Annotated in this window: 19 protein-coding genes; 16 read left to right on the top strand and 3 right to left on the bottom strand. The window is 59.9% G+C overall.

What is annotated here, in order from left to right:
- Positions 1–36 precede the first annotated feature (36 nt).
- The gene (gene uraH, locus V8J63_RS06120) at positions 37–390 is read right to left on the bottom strand and encodes a hydroxyisourate hydrolase (RefSeq protein ID WP_024012214.1); all 354 of its coding nucleotides are present in this window, start codon (positions 388–390) and stop codon (positions 37–39) included.
- Positions 391–810: 420 nt separating this feature from the next.
- Here uraH and puuE point away from each other — a divergent pair, with 420 nt between their 5' ends.
- From puuE to V8J63_RS06080, 8 genes are all read left to right on the top strand, one after another.
- Positions 811–1,737, top strand: coding sequence for an allantoinase PuuE (puuE, locus tag V8J63_RS06115; protein ID WP_336463756.1), 927 nt, complete (start codon positions 811–813; stop codon positions 1,735–1,737).
- A complete protein-coding gene (gene uraD, locus V8J63_RS06110; RefSeq protein ID WP_016773760.1) occupies positions 1,734–2,249 on the top strand; it encodes a 2-oxo-4-hydroxy-4-carboxy-5-ureidoimidazoline decarboxylase in 516 nt (171 codons plus the stop codon). Before puuE ends, uraD begins: the two co-directional genes overlap by 4 nt.
- 87 nt (positions 2,250–2,336) lie before the next feature.
- Positions 2,337–3,332 (top strand): allantoicase, encoded by a 996-nt coding sequence (gene alc, locus V8J63_RS06105; RefSeq protein ID WP_016773759.1) that lies wholly within the window; start codon positions 2,337–2,339, stop codon positions 3,330–3,332.
- Positions 3,333–3,473: 141 nt separating this feature from the next.
- Positions 3,474–3,977: an ureidoglycolate lyase gene (locus tag V8J63_RS06100; protein WP_093103207.1), complete on the top strand. Its 504-nt coding sequence runs from the start codon at positions 3,474–3,476 to the stop codon at positions 3,975–3,977.
- Between the two features lie 51 nt (positions 3,978–4,028).
- Positions 4,029–5,342, top strand: a complete 1,314-nt coding sequence (locus V8J63_RS06095; RefSeq protein WP_130902538.1) for a urate hydroxylase PuuD — start codon at positions 4,029–4,031, stop codon at positions 5,340–5,342.
- Positions 5,343–5,503: 161 nt separating this feature from the next.
- Positions 5,504–6,856 (top strand): nucleobase:cation symporter-2 family protein, encoded by a 1,353-nt coding sequence (locus V8J63_RS06090; RefSeq protein WP_336463755.1) that lies wholly within the window; start codon positions 5,504–5,506, stop codon positions 6,854–6,856.
- Between the two features lie 161 nt (positions 6,857–7,017).
- Complete coding sequence (locus tag V8J63_RS06085) at positions 7,018–7,803, top strand: outer membrane protein OmpK (protein WP_336463754.1); 786 nt, start codon at positions 7,018–7,020, stop codon at positions 7,801–7,803.
- A 371-nt stretch (positions 7,804–8,174) separates the two neighbouring features.
- The gene (locus V8J63_RS06080; RefSeq protein ID WP_056784020.1) at positions 8,175–8,960 is read left to right on the top strand and encodes an outer membrane protein OmpK; all 786 of its coding nucleotides are present in this window, start codon (positions 8,175–8,177) and stop codon (positions 8,958–8,960) included.
- 91 nt (positions 8,961–9,051) lie between these two features.
- Here V8J63_RS06080 and V8J63_RS06075 read toward each other — a convergent pair whose 3' ends face one another.
- Complete coding sequence (locus tag V8J63_RS06075; RefSeq protein ID WP_122751787.1) at positions 9,052–10,224, bottom strand: patatin-like phospholipase family protein; 1,173 nt, start codon at positions 10,222–10,224, stop codon at positions 9,052–9,054.
- Between the two features lie 34 nt (positions 10,225–10,258).
- On the bottom strand, positions 10,259–11,191 hold the full coding sequence (locus tag V8J63_RS06070) for a lipid A biosynthesis lauroyl acyltransferase (protein ID WP_041479319.1): 933 nt from the start codon (positions 11,189–11,191) through the stop codon (positions 10,259–10,261).
- 117 nt (positions 11,192–11,308) lie between these two features.
- On the opposite strand from V8J63_RS06070, the gene minC reads away from it, so the two are divergent.
- The 8 genes from minC to V8J63_RS06030 all read left to right on the top strand — a co-directional run bounded on the left by minC (position 11,309) and on the right by V8J63_RS06030 (position 17,968).
- On the top strand, positions 11,309–12,046 hold the full coding sequence (minC, locus tag V8J63_RS06065; protein ID WP_263469726.1) for a septum site-determining protein MinC: 738 nt from the start codon (positions 11,309–11,311) through the stop codon (positions 12,044–12,046).
- Positions 12,047–12,215: 169 nt separating this feature from the next.
- Positions 12,216–13,028 carry a septum site-determining protein MinD gene (gene minD, locus V8J63_RS06060; RefSeq protein WP_007913953.1) on the top strand — a complete coding sequence of 271 codons (813 nt, stop codon included), beginning with the start codon at positions 12,216–12,218 and terminating at the stop codon, positions 13,026–13,028.
- Positions 13,028–13,282, top strand: coding sequence for a cell division topological specificity factor MinE (gene minE, locus V8J63_RS06055; RefSeq protein ID WP_003223146.1), 255 nt, complete (start codon positions 13,028–13,030; stop codon positions 13,280–13,282). Before minD ends, minE begins: the two co-directional genes overlap by 1 nt.
- Positions 13,283–13,372: 90 nt before the next feature.
- Complete coding sequence (locus tag V8J63_RS06050) at positions 13,373–14,008, top strand: RluA family pseudouridine synthase (protein ID WP_313869604.1); 636 nt, start codon at positions 13,373–13,375, stop codon at positions 14,006–14,008.
- Between the two features lie 152 nt (positions 14,009–14,160).
- Positions 14,161–15,003, top strand: a complete 843-nt coding sequence (locus tag V8J63_RS06045; RefSeq protein WP_125918591.1) for a hypothetical protein — start codon at positions 14,161–14,163, stop codon at positions 15,001–15,003.
- A gap of 93 nt (positions 15,004–15,096) precedes the next feature.
- On the top strand, positions 15,097–16,191 hold the full coding sequence (locus tag V8J63_RS06040) for a hypothetical protein (protein WP_336463752.1): 1,095 nt from the start codon (positions 15,097–15,099) through the stop codon (positions 16,189–16,191).
- Between the two features lie 78 nt (positions 16,192–16,269).
- Positions 16,270–17,559, top strand: a complete 1,290-nt coding sequence (locus V8J63_RS06035) for a M18 family aminopeptidase (RefSeq protein WP_016773748.1) — start codon at positions 16,270–16,272, stop codon at positions 17,557–17,559.
- A gap of 232 nt (positions 17,560–17,791) precedes the next feature.
- A complete protein-coding gene (locus V8J63_RS06030; protein WP_016773747.1) occupies positions 17,792–17,968 on the top strand; it encodes a hypothetical protein in 177 nt (58 codons plus the stop codon).
- Positions 17,969–18,005: the final 37 nt, after the last annotated feature.

The following is an 18,005-nucleotide window of genomic DNA, read 5'->3' as shown; positions in this document are numbered from 1 at the left end:
CGCAGTCGCTTCCCGGTGGGGGCAGCTGCTTGGGGGTCAGCTGCCCCGATACGTGGAATAGCTGTAAGGCGAAATCAGCAGGGGCACGTGATAGTGCTCCTGCTCGGCGGAAATGCCGAAACGCAGTACGACGACATCGAGAAACGCCGGCTCGGGCAGTTGTACGCCACGGGCGCGGTAGTAATCGCCGGCATGGAACTGCACCTGATAAACGCCAGTGCGATAATCGTCGCCTTGCAGCAACGGCGCATCGACCCGGCCATCACTGTTGGTTGTCGCACTGGCGACCAATTCCAGCTGCGATCCTTCAACGCGGTACAGCTCGACCTTGATCGAGCTGCCCGGGCAACCGTGTGCAGCGTCCAAAACGTGTGTTGTCAAACGTCCCATTGATTCTGCGCGCCTGGCCGCAACAAGCGGTCAGACTTCGCGCCTCCCGAAGTCAGTTGAAAAGGAGACCGCACCGTTTCAGAGCACGAAACGCTGCGGCGAGCGACTGATTAAGACACTTTTCAAAAAAATTGTACACAATAAAAACGACATTTTTCGCTTCACCCCCGCCATCCGGGCCTTTGTCGTCAATTCGCAGGCAAAGCGCCTGATCATTGAACCTTCTATTCATTAGCTGACTGGTCAGGCAGGTTTCTTGCAGGCTGGAACCGTTAGCAGCAAAAGATGACAGCCGGTGAAAAATGCGAAAATTCAGGCTTACAAAATGTAAATAAAGTTGTATACAATCAGCCCATCGCTGTGACGCCAGCCTGCCAGGCCGCCACACCAATCTGTCAACGTACAAGAAGGAAGACTGCAGTGAGCGCTGACTACCCACGCGACCTGATCGGTTACGGCAGTAACCCTCCTCACCCACACTGGCCGGGCAATGCCCGGATCGCCCTGTCCTTCGTGCTCAATTACGAAGAAGGCGGCGAGCGCAACATTCTGCACGGCGACAAGGAATCCGAAGCCTTCCTCTCCGAAATGGTCGCTGCCCAGCCGCTGCAAGGCGCGCGCAACATGAGCATGGAATCGCTTTACGAGTATGGCAGCCGCGCCGGCGTCTGGCGGATTCTGAAGCTGTTCAAGGAATTAGATATTCCGCTGACCATCTTCGCCGTGGCCATGGCCGCCCAGCGTCACCCGGACGTGATCCGTGCGATGGTCGAGGCCGGCCATGAAATCTGCAGCCATGGCTACCGCTGGATCGACTATCAGTACATGGATGAAGCGCAGGAACGCGAGCACATGCTCGAAGCGATCCGCATCCTCACCGAACTGACCGGCGAACGTCCGCTCGGCTGGTACACCGGCCGCACCGGGCCGAACACCCGTCGCCTGGTCATGGAAGAAGGCGGTTTCCTCTACGACTGCGACACCTACGACGACGACCTGCCCTACTGGGAGCCGAACAACCCGACCGGCAAGCCGCATCTGGTGATCCCCTACACCCTCGACACCAACGACATGCGCTTCACGCAAGTGCAGGGTTTCAACAAGGGTGACGATTTCTTCGAATACCTCAAAGACGCCTTCGACGTGCTTTACGCCGAAGGTGCCGAAGCGCCGAAAATGCTTTCGATCGGTCTGCACTGCCGCCTGATCGGCCGTCCTGGTCGCCTCGCTTCGCTCAAGCGCTTTATCGAATACGCCAAAAGTCATGAACAGGTGTGGTTCAGCCGTCGCGTCGACATCGCGCGTCACTGGCAAGAAACCCACCCGTACCAAGGGACTGCAAAATGAGCCGCTTTCAAACCCTGCAACCGTCGACCCTGAGCCGCGACGCTTTCGTCAAAGCCTTCGCCGACATCTACGAACATTCGCCATGGGTGGCCGAAAAGGCCTACGACCTCGGTGCGGACGCTTCGATCGACGAGATCGAAACCCTGCACCAGCGCATGAGCGATATCCTGTTGAGCGCCGATCATGCCAGCCAGCTGGCCCTGATCAACGCTCACCCGGACCTGGCCGGCAAAGCTGCCGTCCAGGGCCAACTGACCGAAGCCAGCACCAATGAACAGGCTGGCGCCGGTATTCACCAATGCACGGCCGAAGAGTTCCAGCGCTTCACCGAGCTGAACGACGCCTACAAAGCCAAGTTCAAGTTTCCCTTCATCATGGCGGTAAAAGGCAGCAACCGGCATCAGATCCTCGCGGCGTTCGAAACGCGCATCAACAATTCGGTGGAAGCCGAGTTCAAATGCGCGCTGGCGGAGATCAACAAGATTGCCCTGTTCCGTTTACTGACTCTTTAGCAAGCCTGGCCCGAGCGTGAATGAACGCGCAAACGCCCAGGGCCCTGCGAGCATCCCCAGCCAACTTATCAAAGGCAGACAAGAAGAATGAAAGCTTACGCCGTACCTTTCGAAAAATACGTCAACCTGGCCGACGCCCGTCTGGGCACCAAGATCATTTCGGTCACCGATGACTGGTTCGCAGACGCCAATCGTCTGTTCCAACCGACCCCGGCCGTATGGAAGGAGGGCGTGTTCGATGACAACGGCAAGTGGATGGACGGCTGGGAGTCGCGCCGCAAGCGCTTCGAAGGTTTCGACAGCGCGGTGATCCGTCTGGGCGTGCCGGGTTCGATCAAAGGCGTGGACATCGACACTTCATTCTTCACCGGCAACTACCCGCCATCGGCCTCGCTGGAAGCGTGCTTCCTGGCCTCGGGCGAGCCGGATGAAAACACCCAGTGGACCGAAGTGCTGTCGGCCGTCGAGTTGCAGGGCAACAGCCACCACTACCACGAAATCAGCAACGACAAAGCGTTCAGCCACCTGCGCTTCAACATCTACCCGGACGGTGGTGTTGCCCGTCTGCGCGTATACGGCATTCCGTTCCGCGACTGGTCCGCTGTGGGCGACAACGAGCAAGTGGACTTGGCAGCAGCCCTCAATGGTGGCCGCGCCCTCGCCTGCTCCGACGAACACTTCGGCCGCATGAGCAACATCCTCAACCCGGGCCGTGGCATCAATATGGGCGACGGCTGGGAAACCGCGCGTCGTCGCACACCGGGCAATGACTGGGTGATCGTCGCGCTGGGTCATCCGGGCGAGATCGAAAAAATCGTCGTCGACACCCTGCACTTCAAAGGCAACTACCCGGACACCTGCTCGATCCAGGGCGCGTTCGTCAAGGGCGGCACCGACAGCCAGATCGAAACCCAGTCGCTGTTCTGGCGCGAACTGCTGCCAAGCCAGAAGCTGGAAATGCACGCCGAACACACCTTCGTAGAGCAGATCAAGGCACTCGGCCCGATTACCCACATCCGCCTGAACGTGTTCCCGGATGGTGGCGTGAGCCGCCTGCGTGTACTCGGCAAGGTGGCTAAATAACACTGCACTGATCGTTCCCACGCTCTGCGTGGGGATGCATCACTGGACGCTCTGCGTCCGCTTTGGATGTGACGCGGAGCGTCACGGGCTGCATTCCCGCGCGGAGCGTGGGAACGATCACTCAACGAAAAGAAGAACAGCATGCGCACATTGACGATTGAACCGCTGACCAAAGAAGCCTTCGCCCCTTTCGGTGACGTGATCGAAACCGACGGCAGCGATCACTTCATGATCAACAACGGTTCGACCATGCGCTTCCACAAACTGGCGACGGTCGAAACCGCTCAGCCTGAGGACAACGCGATCATCAGTATTTTCCGCGCCGACGCGCAGGACATGCCGCTGACCGTTTGCATGCTGGAACGCCATCCGCTGGGCAGCCAGGCTTTCATTCCGCTGCTCGGCAACCCCTTTCTGATCGTGGTCGCGCCAGTTGGCGATGCACCTGTATCAGGCTTGGTCCGCGCCTTCGTCACCAACGGCAGGCAGGGCATCAATTACCATCGCGGCGTCTGGCACCACCCGGTGCTGACGATCGAAAAGCGGGATGACTTCCTGGTGGTTGATCGCAGTGGCACAGGCAATAACTGCGATGAGCATTTTTTCAAAGAGGATGAGCGGTTGATCCTCGCCCCCCACCAATAAGAGAAGGTCTGATCACTCGACAACAAGAGTGACAGGCGAGAGGTAAAGACTGTGGAAGCACATCTGTTGGAATGGCTGAACCTGAGCGTGCGCTGGGTTCACATGATCACTGGCGTGGCCTGGATCGGCGCGTCGTTCTACTTCGTCTGGCTGGAGAACAACCTCAACCGCGTCAACCCGAAAACCGGCCTGGCCGGTGATCTGTGGGCGATCCACGGCGGCGGCATCTACCACCTGGAAAAATACAAACTGGCCCCACCGTCCATGCCGGACAACCTGCACTGGTTCAAGTGGGAAGCCTACTTCACCTGGATGTCGGGGATCGCGCTGCTGTGCGTGGTGTTCTACTCCAACCCGGTGCTCTACCTCGTGGCACCCGGCAGCGGCCTCAGCGGTCCTGAAGGCGTGGCCATCGGTATCGGCTCGCTGATCGTCGGCTGGTTCGTCTACGACTTCCTCTGCGATTCGGCCCTGGGCAAGAAACCCGCCCTGCTCGGCTTCATCCTGTTCGTGCTGATCATTGCCGCCGCCTATGGCTTCAGCAAAGTGTTCAGCGGTCGTGGTGCGTACCTGCACGTCGGCGCGATCATCGGCACCATCATGGTCGGCAACGTGTTCCGCATCATCATGCCGGCGCAACGGGCACTGGTCGCGGCGATCGCCGAGAACCGCACGCCGGATCCGGCCCTGCCGGCCAAGGGTCTGCTGCGTTCGCGTCACAACAACTACTTCACCCTGCCAGTGCTGTTCATCATGATCAGCAACCACTTCCCGAGCACTTACGGCAGCCAGTACAACTGGTTGATCCTGGCCGGGATCGCGGTGTTGGCGGTATTGGTGCGTCACTACTTCAACACCCGTCACGACAGCCACAAGTTTGCCTGGACCCTGCCGGTGGCAGCGGTGGGCATGATCTGCCTGGCCTACGTCACCGGCCCGACGCCGATGTCGACTGCACCTGAAGTGGCCAAGGCACCGGCGAAAATCGAGTACCAACCGCTGCCGGAGACGGCACTGGGCGGTGGCGCGAAACCGGCCGAAGCGGCGCAACCTGCGGCACCCGCAGCCCCTGCGGCGGCATCCGCGCAAGCCTCGAATGCCGGCCCCGGTTTCGACAAAGTGCACAACGTGATTCAAGAGCGTTGCACGGTGTGCCATTCGTCCAAGCCGACCAGCCCGTTGTTCAGCGCAGCCCCGGCCGGTGTGATGTTCGACACCCCCGAGCAGATCCGCCAGAACGCCGCGCGCATTCAGGCGCAAGCCATCACTACGCAGATCATGCCACTGGGCAACATCACCCAGATGACCCAGCAGGAACGTGACCTGATCGGTGCCTGGATTGCCCAGGGAGCGCAAACCAATTAATCGTTGAAAGCATCGCGAGCAGGCTCACGCCTACAGAGATCCTGTGGGAGCGAGCCTGCTCGCGAATAGCCGCCGAAACGCGGTTCCCCTGATGCAAAGAAACAGCTGCAAGCAACCCGGCAGCTGTTAATCACAAGAATAAAAAAGATCCGAGGTGTTGCATGTCCGAGCTGTCCAAAGCGCGCATCCCCGACGCACCCGCCATTCAGCGTTTGCCCCTTTTGCAACTGATCCTGGTCGGTCTGCAACATGTTCTGCTGATGTACGGCGGTGCCATCGCGGTGCCGCTGATCATCGGACAGGCCGCAGGCCTGAGTCGTGAAGAAATCGCCTTCCTGATCAACGCCGACCTGCTGGTCGCCGGCATCGCCACTATCGTGCAGTCGCTCGGCATCGGCCCGATGGGCATTCGCATGCCGGTGATGATGGGCGCCAGTTTCGCTGCGGTCGGCAGCATGGTGGCCATGGCCGGCATGCCCGGCATCGGTCTGCAAGGGATCTTTGGTGCGACGATCGCCGCCGGTTTCTTCGGCATGCTGATCGCGCCGTTCATGTCCAAGGTCGTGCGTTTCTTCCCGCCGCTGGTGACCGGCACGGTCATCACCTCGATCGGTTTATCGTTGTTCCCCGTGGCCGTGAACTGGGCCGGTGGCGGTGTCGACGCCGCGCAATTCGGTTCGCCGATTTATCTGGCCATCGCTGCGCTGGTGCTGGCCACCATCCTGTTGGTTCATCGCTTCATGCGCGGATTCTGGGTGAACATTTCCGTGCTGATCGGCATGTGCCTGGGCTACGTACTGTGCGGCGCGATCGGCATGGTCGACCTCAGCGGCATGGCCAGCGCACCGTGGGTTCAGTTCGTCACCCCGTTGCATTTCGGCATGCCGAAATTCGAGCTGGCACCGATTCTGTCGATGTGTCTGGTGGTGGTGATCATCTTCGTCGAGTCCACCGGGATGTTCCTAGCGTTGGGCAAAATCACCGGCCAGGAAGTCTGCCCGCGCATGCTCCGTCGCGGTTTGTTGTGCGATGCCGGCGCGTCGTTCTTCGCCGGTTTCTTCAACACCTTCACCCACTCCTCGTTCGCGCAGAACATCGGTCTGGTGCAGATGACCGGTGTGCGCTGCCGCTCGGTGACCATCGTTGCCGGTGGTCTGCTGATCGTCCTCAGCCTGTTGCCGAAAGCGGCGTTTCTGGTGGCATCGATTCCACCGGCGGTGTTGGGCGGCGCGGCGATTGCGATGTTCGGCATGGTCGCCGCCACTGGCATCAAGATCCTCCAGGAGGCCGACATCGGTGACCGCCGCAATCAGCTGCTGGTCGCGGTAAGCATCGGCATGGGTCTGATCCCGGTGGTGCGTCCGGAATTCTTCGCCCACCTGCCGCTGTGGATGAGCCCGATCACCCACAGCGGCATCGCCATGGCCACCCTCAGCGCGCTGACGCTGAACCTGCTGTTCAACATCCTCGGCGGCAAGGAGCGTGCGGCGATCAATGATTGCCATGCGCACTGATTGAAACCACCACACCACCTGTGGGAGCGAGCCTGCTCGCGAAAGCGCTGTGTCATTCACATTGATGGCGACTGACACAACCGCTTCGCGAGCAGGCTCGCTCCCACAGGGGCTACACAACTGCTTGTGCCTCAAACAATAAAAACAACAGGGAGCAACAGATGATCCGCACGCAAAGCAACGTTCTGTTGAGTGGCGGCCTGCTGGCCGCGAGTCAGGCCATGGCCGGCGATCTGCTGCTGTGGCAGAGCAACAGCCTCAGCTATCTGTACGGCAAGAACTTCGCGATCAACCCGTCCTATCAGCAGACGGTCACCTTCGAGCACGCCGACAAGTGGAAGTACGGCGACAACTTTCTGTTCGTCGACAAGATCTTCTACAACGGCAAGGAGGACCCGAACAAAGGTCCGCACACCTTCTACGGCGAGTTCACCCCGCGCCTGTCGTTCGGCAAGATCCTTGATCGCAAGATCGAGTACGGCCCGATCAAGGATGTGCTGCTGGCGATGACCTACGAGTACGGCGAGGGCGAAAGCGAGGCCTACCTGATCGGTCCCGGCTTCGATCTGAAAGTGCCCGGCTTCAACTACGTCACCCTGAACATTTTCCGTCGTCAGACCGAAGGCCCGCGGCCCGGCGATGGTGTCTGGCAGATCACCCCCGCGTGGTCCTACAGCTTCCCGCTGGGCAATTCCGATGTGCTGATCGACGGCTACCTCGACTGGGTCGTCGACAACGACGAAAACTCACGCGGCACCTACCACGCCAACCTGCACATCAATCCGCAGATCAAATACGACCTCGGCAAAGCCATGGGCTGGAGCCAGAAACAGGTATACGTCGGCACCGAGTACAGCTACTGGAAGAACAAATACGGCATCGAAAACAGCCACGCGTTCGATACCAACCAGAACACTGCCAGCCTGCTGCTGAAGGTGCACTTCTGAGATGGCCCGCAACCGTGCGCCATGCCTGTCGTCGGTGCTCTGTTGCGGGGCACTTGAGCGCTGGCCGAGGAGTCAGTATTCTCCGCGGCCTTCCGAATTCGCTCTAAAAAAAAGCCCGAATTCAATTTCTGACCGAAAAGCCAACTTATCCCGGCTGCGGTCAGTCCTGAGGCATCCCGAAAACACGCTCGTCGACTGTTTTTCAGCAGCCGAACGGGCGTTTTTTGGTTTTTCGAAAGCCTTGGCGCAGCTTTTGCTACCAGCATTCAAAGCTGACCGATCGGATGAAATTTGCGGTACGAAAAAAGGCGCCACATCAGAGCGCCGAACTTAAAAAAATAACGTGGAACACCTACTTTGGGAGCAACCGAATGAAACGTATGTGCACCAGCCTGATGCTGGCCGGATCGATGTTCGCCGGCGGCCAGGCGATGGCCGAAGGCCTGCTGCAGTGGCAGAACAACAGCCTGACCTACCTGTATGGCAAGGACTTCCAGGTCAACCCGCGCATTCAGCAGACCGTGACCTTCGAGCACGCCGATGCCTGGAAGTATGGGGACAACTTCCTGTTCATCGACAAGATCTTCTACAACGGCAAGGATGATGGCGGCGTCGGCTCCAACACCTACTACGGCGAGCTCAGCCCGCGTCTGTCGTTCGGCAAGATCTTCGATCAGAAACTGGCCTTCGGTCCGGTGACTGACGTGTTGCTGGCCATGACCTACGAGTTCGGTGAAGGCGATACCGAGTCGTACCTGATCGGTCCGGGCTTCGACCTGGCGATTCCGGGCTTCGACTACTTCCAGCTGAACTTCTATCAGCGTCACACCCAGGGCGCACGCGCCGGTGACAATGTCTGGCAGATCACCCCGGTGTGGTCCTACACCATCCCGGTGGGCAAATCGAACATCCTCATCGACGGCTTCATGGACTGGGTGGTCGACAACGACTCCAATTCCAAGGGCGATTACCATGCCAACCTGCACTTCAACCCGCAGGTCAAATATGACCTGGGCAAGGCGCTGAATTTCGGCGAGAAGCAGTTGTATGTCGGTGTCGAGTACGACTACTGGTCGGACAAGTACGGCATCAAGGACAGCCAGTACTTCAAGACCGATCAGAGCACCACGAGCTTCCTGGTCAAGTTCCACTTCTGACCCTAAAAGCTTCGCGAGCAGGCTCGCTCCCACATTCAGACCGAGTTCCAATGTGGGAGCGAGCCTGCTCGCGAAGGCCTCACCGCAGATTTCAGGCAGGAGCCACCGCTTCAGATATCCGCAAAAACCGGCAAAGCTCCTCGCGCTTGGCCAACGCATCCCGCCGCCCCAGCTCGATCAACTCGCTGCAATACCCCGCCTCGAACAGCAGGTAACTGAGCACCCCTGCCCCGCTCGTCTTCGTCGCCCCCGGCCCGCGCAGAAACAGGCGCAACGCCGCCGGTAATTCTTGGCGATGCCGCGCGGCGATTTCGTCGATCGGCTGACTCGGCGCAATCACCAGCACTTCCACCGGCGCCACACCCAGCGCACGAGTGGGTGTGCCGGCCGGGAGCAAATGACTGAACTGATTCAGACGCTGCAGCAACTCGATATCGCTCTCCAGACTGTCGATAAACGTGCTGTTGAGCATGTGCCCGCCGATCTGCGCCAGCGTCGGTTGCTGGCCGCTGTAGGCGCGCTCCAGCGGCTGCTGCGGATCAACGCCGCGCGGGTTGCCGCTGACGCCCACCACCAGCACGCGACTGGCACCCAGATGCAGTGCCGGGCTGATCGGCGCCGACTGGCGCACGGCGCCGTCACCGAAATATTCCTCGCCGATTTTCACCGGCGCGAACAACAGCGGAATCGCTGAACTGGCCAACAGATGATCAACCGACAATTGCGTCGGCACGCCAATGCGGCGGTGCCGCAGCCAGGCGTCGATGGTGCCGCCGCCCTGATAGAACGTCACCGCTTGCCCCGATTCGTAGCCGAACGCAGTCACCGCCACCGCATGCAATTGCTTGCGCGCGATGGATTCGGCGATGCCGGGCAGGTGCAGTTTTTCCTCGAGCAGTTCGCGCAGCGGCGAACTGTTGAGCAGCGCCACCGGCATCTGCCGACCGAGGCCGAGCAGGCTGTGGCTGACGAAGCGGCTGGCTTGATGGATCACGCCCGGCCAGTCGCTGCGCAGCACGCGGTGGCTGCGAAAGCCCTGCCAGAACTGAGTCAGGCGTTCGATGGCAGCGCGAAAATCCGTGGCGCCACTGGCCAGGCTGACCGCATTGATCGCCCCGGCCGAGGTGCCGACGATCACCGGAAACGGATTGTCCGCACCGACCGGCAGCAACTCGGCAATCGCCGCCAGCACCCCGACCTGATAAGCCGCCCGAGCCCCGCCGCCGGAAAGAATCAAACCTGTGACCGGTTCAACAGGACTCATCGCAACACTCCACGGTGCTTGTCAGATCGGCTAATCAACGACGCTTGGGATAAAGCTTCGGCTCGCCCGGCGGGCGACTCTTGAAGCGCCGATGCGCCCACAGGTATTGCTCGGGGCAGGCACGCAAAGCGCTCTCGACCCACTGATTGATGCGGATGCAATCGGCCTCCTCGCTCTCGCCGGGGAAATCTTCCAGCGGCGGATGAATCACCAGGCGATAACCACTGCCGTCGGCCAGACGTTCCTGCGTGAACGGCACCACCAGCGCTTTACCCAGGCGCGCGAACTTGGTCGTCGCAGTGACAGTGGCGGCCTGAATGCCGAACAACGGCACGAAGATGCTCTGCTTGGCGCCGTAATCCTGATCCGGCGCATACCAGATCGCCCGGCCCGAGCGCAGCAGTTTGAGCATGCCGCGCACGTCATCGCGCTCCACCGCCAGCGAATCGAGATTGTGCCGCTCGCGGCCACGGCGCTGGACAAAGTCGAACAAGGGGTTTTTGTGTTCGCGGTACATGCCGTCGATGGTGTGCTGCTGGCCGAGCAGCGCCGCGCCGATTTCCAGCGTGGTGAAATGCGCGGCCATGAGGATCACGCCTTTGCCTTCGCGCTGGGCCTTCTGCAGATGTTCAAGGCCTTCGACGTGGGCCAGTTTCGCCAGACGCTCGCGCGACCACCACCAGCTCATCGCCATTTCAAAAAAGGCAATGCCGGTGGAGGCGAAGTTTTCCTTGAGCAGGCGTTTGCGCTCGGCGGCGGATTTTTCCGGGAAGCACAATTCCAGATTGCGCCGGGCGATGGTTCGCCGGTCGCTGGCGACGCGATACATCAACGCGCCCAAAACTCGACCGATGGTCAGCAGCGCCGGATACGGCAGCTGCACGATCAGCCACAAAAGCCCCAGGCCGCACCAGAGCGGCCAGAAGCGCGGAGCAAGATATGCTTTTCGAAAACGCGGGCGATCCATTAAAGCTTCCGTAAATACAGTGGCCGCGCATTCTACATCGTTCGACCCGGCTTGCGGCTCGCGGGCGTTCTCGTTATAAGTCTCGGCACTTTTAGTGACAAGCCGTTGTATGCCGACATGAGCCAAACCGACCCGTTAGACCAAGATCCCGTATTCCAGCTCAAGGGCAGCATGCTGGCCATCACTGTGCTGGAACTGGCCCGTAACGACCTCGAAAGCCTCGATCGGCAATTGGCCGCCAAAGTCGCCCAGGCGCCGAATTTTTTCAGCAATGCACCGCTGGTCCTGGCGCTGGACAAACTGCCGCCGAATCAGGGCGCGGTTGACCTGCCGGGGCTGATGCGCGTCTGCCGTCAGCACGGTCTGCGTACCCTGGCCATTCGTGCCAGCCGCATCGAAGACATCGCCGCTGCCATCGCCATCGACATCCCTGTGCTACCGCCCTCGGGTGCCCGCGAGCGTCCGCTGGAGACGCCGGAAGTCGAAGTCAAAAAGAAGCCGGAAAAGCCGCCTGAGCCGAGCGTCAAACCGACCCGTGTAATCACCACGCCAGTACGTGGTGGCCAACAGATATATGCCCAGGGTGGCGATCTGGTCGTGGTCTCTTCGGTCAGTCCGGGGGCGGAACTTCTTGCCGATGGCAACATCCATGTATACGGCCCGATGCGCGGCCGTGCGCTGGCCGGCGTCAAAGGTGACACCAAGGCACGGATTTTCTGTCAGCAATTGAGCGCTGAACTGATCTCCATCGCCGGTCATTACAAGGTCTCCGAGGATTTGCGTCGCGATCCGATGTGGGGCTCGGGCGTCCAGGTCAGCCTGTCAGGCGACGTGTTGAACATCATTCGGCTTTAACGGATACTGCCGCATTTTCCAAGCATCTCTAAAACGTAGCGAAAACGGCTCAAACGAAGTAGGAAAAAGGCCCAAAGCCAAATTCCAGCCAAGGCTGTCCGACTGCAGTAGTTTTCAAGAGATGTTTTTCAGGGGCTGAACAGTCCTTCTTCCTTAGGGGTGAAACACCTTGGCCAAGATTCTCGTGGTTACATCCGGCAAGGGTGGTGTGGGTAAGACCACCACCAGCGCCGCTATCGGTACCGGTCTCGCTCTGCGCGGCCACAAAACAGTGATCGTCGACTTCGACGTGGGCTTGCGTAACCTCGACCTGATCATGGGTTGCGAGCGCCGCGTGGTGTATGACTTCGTCAACGTGGTAAACGGCGAAGCCAACCTGCAACAGGCACTGATCAAAGACAAGCGCCTGGAAAACCTCTACGTACTGGCGGCCAGCCAGACCCGCGACAAAGACGCGTTGACCGTCGAAGGCGTGGAAAAAGTCCTGATGGAGCTCAAGGAACAATTCGAGTTCGTCGTCTGCGACTCCCCGGCGGGCATCGAGAAAGGTGCGCACCTGGCCATGTACTTCGCCGATGAAGCGATCGTCGTGACTAACCCGGAAGTGTCCTCGGTACGTGACTCGGACCGCATGCTCGGCCTGCTGGCAAGCAAATCGCGCCGCGCCGAACGTGGCGAAGACCCGATCAAGGAACACCTGCTGATCACCCGCTACCATCCGGAGCGTGTTGAGAAGGGCGAGATGCTCGGCGTTGAAGACGTCAAGGAAATCCTCTCGGTCACCCTGCTCGGCGTCATCCCGGAATCCCAGGCGGTGCTCAAGGCTTCCAACCAGGGCGTGCCGGTGATTCTCGACGACCAGAGCGATGCCGGTCAGGCTTACAGCGATACCGTCGACCGCCTGCTGGGCAAAGAAAAAGCCCACCGATTCCTCGATGTCGAGAAGAAGGGATTCTTCGAGCGCCTGTTTGGAGGTAGGTAATGAACCTTTTTGACTTCTTTCGTGCCAACAAAAAGCCAAGTACCGCCTCGGTAGCGAAAGAGCGTCTACAGATCATCGTGGCGCATGAGCGCGGCCAGCGCAGCACGCCGGATTACCTGCCAGCCTTGCAGAAGGAACTGGTCGACGTGATCCGTAAGTACGTCAACATCGGCAACGACGACGTACATGTTGCACTGGAAAGCCAGGGCAGTTGCTCGATTCTGGAACTCAACATCACCCTGCCCGATCGCTGAGTCGATCCGGCAGGTATGACGGCGGTTCAGGGCCATTCCCCAGTGGAATGGTCCTGAACCGCCGTTGGCATTTGTTACGAGGCTGTTTTAATGCCGCTGTCCAACATCCGCATCATCCATCAGGACGCCGCCGTACTGGTGGTCGACAAACCGACCCTGCTGCTCTCGGTGCCCGGTCGCGCTGACGACAACAAGGACTGCCTGATTACCCGCCTGCAGGAAAACGGCTACCCGGAAGCGCGCATCGTTCATCGCTTGGACTGGGAAACCTCCGGCATCATTCTGCTGGCCCGGGATGCCGACACCCATCGCGAGCTGTCGCGGCAGTTTCATGATCGCGAAACCGAAAAGGCCTACACCGCTTTGGCCTGGGGTCAGCCGGAACTGGACAGCGGCAGCGTCGACCTGCCCCTGCGCTACGACCCACCGACCAAGCCACGGCATGTGGTCGATCACGAATTCGGCAAACATGCGCTGACGTTCTGGAAGGTGCTGGAACGGTGCGGCGACTGGTGCCGGGTCGAATTGACACCGATCACCGGGCGCTCGCACCAGTTGCGCGTGCACATGTTGTCGATCGGCCATCCGCTGCTCGGTGACGGACTCTACGCCCACGAGCAAGCGCTGGCGGCCTGGCCACGTCTGTGCCTGCACGCGAGCATGCTCAGCTTCACTCATCCGCAAACCGGCGAACGCCTGCGCTTCGAGTGCCCGGCGCCATTCTGAAATGCGTGAATACTTTGGAAGCCCTTCCTTGCGAAGGGCTTTTTTTGTCCTGCCAGAATTCCACCGGCAATAGATTGACGTAAAGAACTGTCATAAAATTGTAATCAAATATAAAATCATGGCACTTCGATATCAGGCAGGAGGCCTCTTCCGTGTTCTGCAGCAAAACACTTCAATCCGAATACCCCATCGTGTGCGCATTCGGTAACACCACCCTGCACCTGAGCGAAGCACCCAGCATCCAGGCACGCCAAGCCCTGGAGCAGCTCATTAAAAAACGCCGCGCGCACAAACTGACCCGAGCCAGCGCACCGTTATCGTCCTGTGAAACACCACTCTTTGCCAAGGTCCAGCCATTGGACACGTTCAAGGCAAAGGTGCGGGTGAGTCTGAACAAACCGCAACGCAACGGGCGCTTCGACTGGCCGCTCGAAGAACTGATGAATTCCCTCGAAGCTCAGCGCCGGGGCGTGGAGATGCCTGCGCTGAAGGGCTATGGCTATACCCGCAGCAGACTCGGCCTGACCGAGGAATTTTTCCTCCTGACTCACCTGCTCGAAGGCCATATCGACGGCGCCGAATGCATCAGACGCAATCCCGCAAACATCGAAGCTTTCATCCTCGACGCGTTCCAATTGCTCAGCTCGCTCGCCAGCAAGAACATCACTCACATGGATTTCTGGGTGGGCAACATCATGGTGCCCGAGCAAACGCAAAGGCCACTCAAAGCCATCGACTTTGAAAACTGCTTCGCCGGCCCGACCGCGCACGCAAGTGAAACACTCGGTTTTCAACTCGGCTTCTTCTATCGTCGGGATATCTACAAGTTCATTACCGAAGCTGCCTACGATCGCCTGGTCGATCAATATCTCAGCGCGCTGCCCGGTCTATCGAGAGACAGGTTCGGGGCGGTCTATCAGTTGAGCAAACATGAATACGTCGGTCGCAAGCAGCGCCGAGAAGTCTTCCTCAGTGGCAGACTGATCACCGGTTGACGCCCACCCCGGCAACACTTTGAAGCAAGTGCCCGGCCTGCAAATCAGCGGAGCAATACGGTAGACTCGCGCCCCCGCCGTATGGAGCCGCTTATGCGCGAAGCCTTCCCCCCCATGGAAAAAGTACCGCACCAGCTGCTCTACCTGATCTATGGTGACAAAGACGTTTATCGGCGCGAGGCGAAATTCAGCATCCTCACCGCCCTGGCACAACTGCAGCCAAGTGAATCACTGTGCATCCGAGTGCTGACCGATCGTCCGCAGGACTATGCCGGCTGGCCGGTCGATACCGTCACTTTGAGCGAGCAGACCCTGATCCAGTGGCAGGGTGAAAACGGCTACCACCACCGCCGCAAAGCGTGCGCCATTGCGCTGGGCCTGACACTCGCCGAAAAAACCCTGTTCGTCGATACCGACACGCTGTTTCTCGATTCGCCGCACCGGCTGTTCAGCATGATCACGCCCGGGCGTTACGTGATGGATCGCTTCGAATATGACTGGAGTTACGTCTGTAACCGGGCGGACTACGAAAAACTCGCGCGCTGCCTGCAAGTCCACGGGATTTCGTCGGCGAACAGCTTCAAGCTCTACAACAGTGGCTTGTGCGGCGTCACCGATGGCGATTCAGCGCTGCTGGACAAGTCGATCCGGCTGATCGATGAGTGGACGCAGGGCCCGTTCGACATCCATACGATCGAACAGATTGCACTGTCGTTCGCCATTCGCGACCAACCGATCCAGGAAGCGAAGAAATTCGTCTATCACTACTTCGCCGACAAAAACTTCTTCCACGCCATGCAGAAACACTTTTTCGCCCGCCATGGCGAGGCCTTCCACCCCGAACTGCCAGCGCTGTGCACCGAGGTTCCGCGCAGCAAGCCCGTTCCCTCGACCTGGCAGCGCCTGCGCATCAAGTGGAAGCTGCGCAAAAAGCGCGGCGGCATGAAGAAAGTCGGCCGGGCATTGCTGTTCGGCAGTGCTGCACCTGCCCACCCGTATTACGAGATCTGCCGTCACGAATGGTGGGAATCGGCGTCGCGGGAAATCCTGCGTTGGGACAGCGTTGCGCAAAAGGCCTTCTTCGGCAGCGGCAAGGGCTGGCCGAAGCACCTGCCGAAACCCGCCAGAAAGGATGATCAACAAGCCATCATCGCCTACCTGCGCAAGCGCATCGATCAGCACTCCTGAGCGTGCTTGCGCAAACCACTTGCCCAATGGCGCCGAGTGATGCGTTAAACTGCCGCCCATTGCTGTCTGGAGTTTCTTATGCGCGCAGAGTTGAACCAGGGCCTGATCGACTTTCTCAAGGCCTCCCCTACCCCGTTCCACGCCACCGCCAGCCTCGTTCAGCGTCTGGAGGCCGCCGGTTATGTGCGCCTCGACGAGCGCGAGCCATGGTCCACCGAGGCCAACGGCCGCTATTACGTCACCCGTAACGACTCCTCGATCGTCGCGATCAAAATGGGCCGCAACTCGCCACTGCACGACGGTATCCGTCTGGTCGGCGCCCATACCGACAGCCCGTGCCTGCGGGTCAAGCCGCAACCGGAACTGCAGCGTCAGGGTTTCTGGCAGCTGGGCGTCGAAGTCTACGGCGGCGCGCTGCTGGCGCCGTGGTTTGACCGCGATCTGTCGCTCGCCGGCCGCGTGACCTTCCGCCGTGACGGCAAGGTCGAGAGCCAGTTGATCGACTTCAAGGCACCGATCGCGATCATTCCCAACCTGGCCATTCACCTCAACCGTGAAGCCAACCAGGGCTGGGCGATCAACGCGCAGACCGAACTGCCGCCGATCCTGGCGCAATTCGCCGGTGACGAGCGCGTCGATTTCCGCGCCGTGCTCACTGATCAACTGGCCCGCGAACACGGCTTGAACGCCGACGTGGTGCTGGACTACGAGCTGAGTTTCTACGACACGCAAAGCGCGGCGGTGATCGGCCTGAACGGCGACTTCATTGCCGGTGCGCGTCTGGACAACCTGCTGTCGTGCTACGCCGGCCTGCAAGCGTTGCTCACCGCCGAGACTGACGAAACCTGCGTGCTGGTCTGTAATGACCACGAAGAAGTCGGCTCGTGCTCGGCGTGCGGCGCCGACGGCCCGATGCTCGAACAGACCCTGCGCCGCCTGTTGCCGGAAGGCGACGAGTTCGTCCGCACCATCCAGAAATCCCTGTTGGTGTCGGCCGACAACGCCCACGGCGTGCATCCCAACTACGCGGACAAGCACGATGCCAACCACGGCCCGAAACTCAACGCCGGCCCGGTGATCAAGGTCAACAGCAACCAGCGCTACGCTACCAATAGCGAAACCGCCGGCTTCTTCCGCCATCTGTGCATGGCCGAAGAAGTCCCGGTGCAAAGCTTCGTGGTGCGCAGCGATATGGGCTGCGGTTCGACCATTGGCCCGATCACCGCCAGCCATCTGGGTGTGCGCACCGTCGACATTGGCCTGCCGACCTTTGCCATGCACTCGATTCGCGAACTGTGCGGCAGCCATGACCTGGCGCATCTGGTCAAAGTGCTCAGCGCGTTTTATGCCAGCCGTGAATTGCCGTAACGGCTGACAAGCTTCGCGAGCAGGCTCGCTCCCACAATTGAACTGCATTTCATTGTGGGAGCCAGTCATCTCCCCTTGAAATGCCAATCAACCTGTGGGAGCGAGCCTGCTCGCGAAAGCGCCTTTGCAGACAGCGGAATCCTCTCGGCCTGATGCATTCCTGAGCCACATCACACCCTGCCTCGAAAACCCGCCTAGACTGCAAGAATCCTCTACAGACAAGGCAGTCTCCATGATCTCGATGTCCTCCTTCCACGCCATGCTCATTCCCATCCTCAGCGGAATGATCCTGCTGGCCATCGGCTTCAACTTCCGCGACAAGAACGCCGGGGTGTTCGCCATGTGGATCGGCATGCTGATGATCCTCGCCACGGTGGTCTACAAGATCCTCGCCAAACTCAACGAATGATCGCGCCCGGCTCGCATTGCGCCAAGGGGCCTCGTAC

This window comes from Pseudomonas sp. CCNWLW23 (assembly GCF_037095675.1).
Lineage (GTDB): Bacteria > Pseudomonadota > Gammaproteobacteria > Pseudomonadales > Pseudomonadaceae > Aquipseudomonas > Aquipseudomonas atacamensis.
This window is presented reverse-complemented; position numbering and strand designations above follow the sequence as displayed.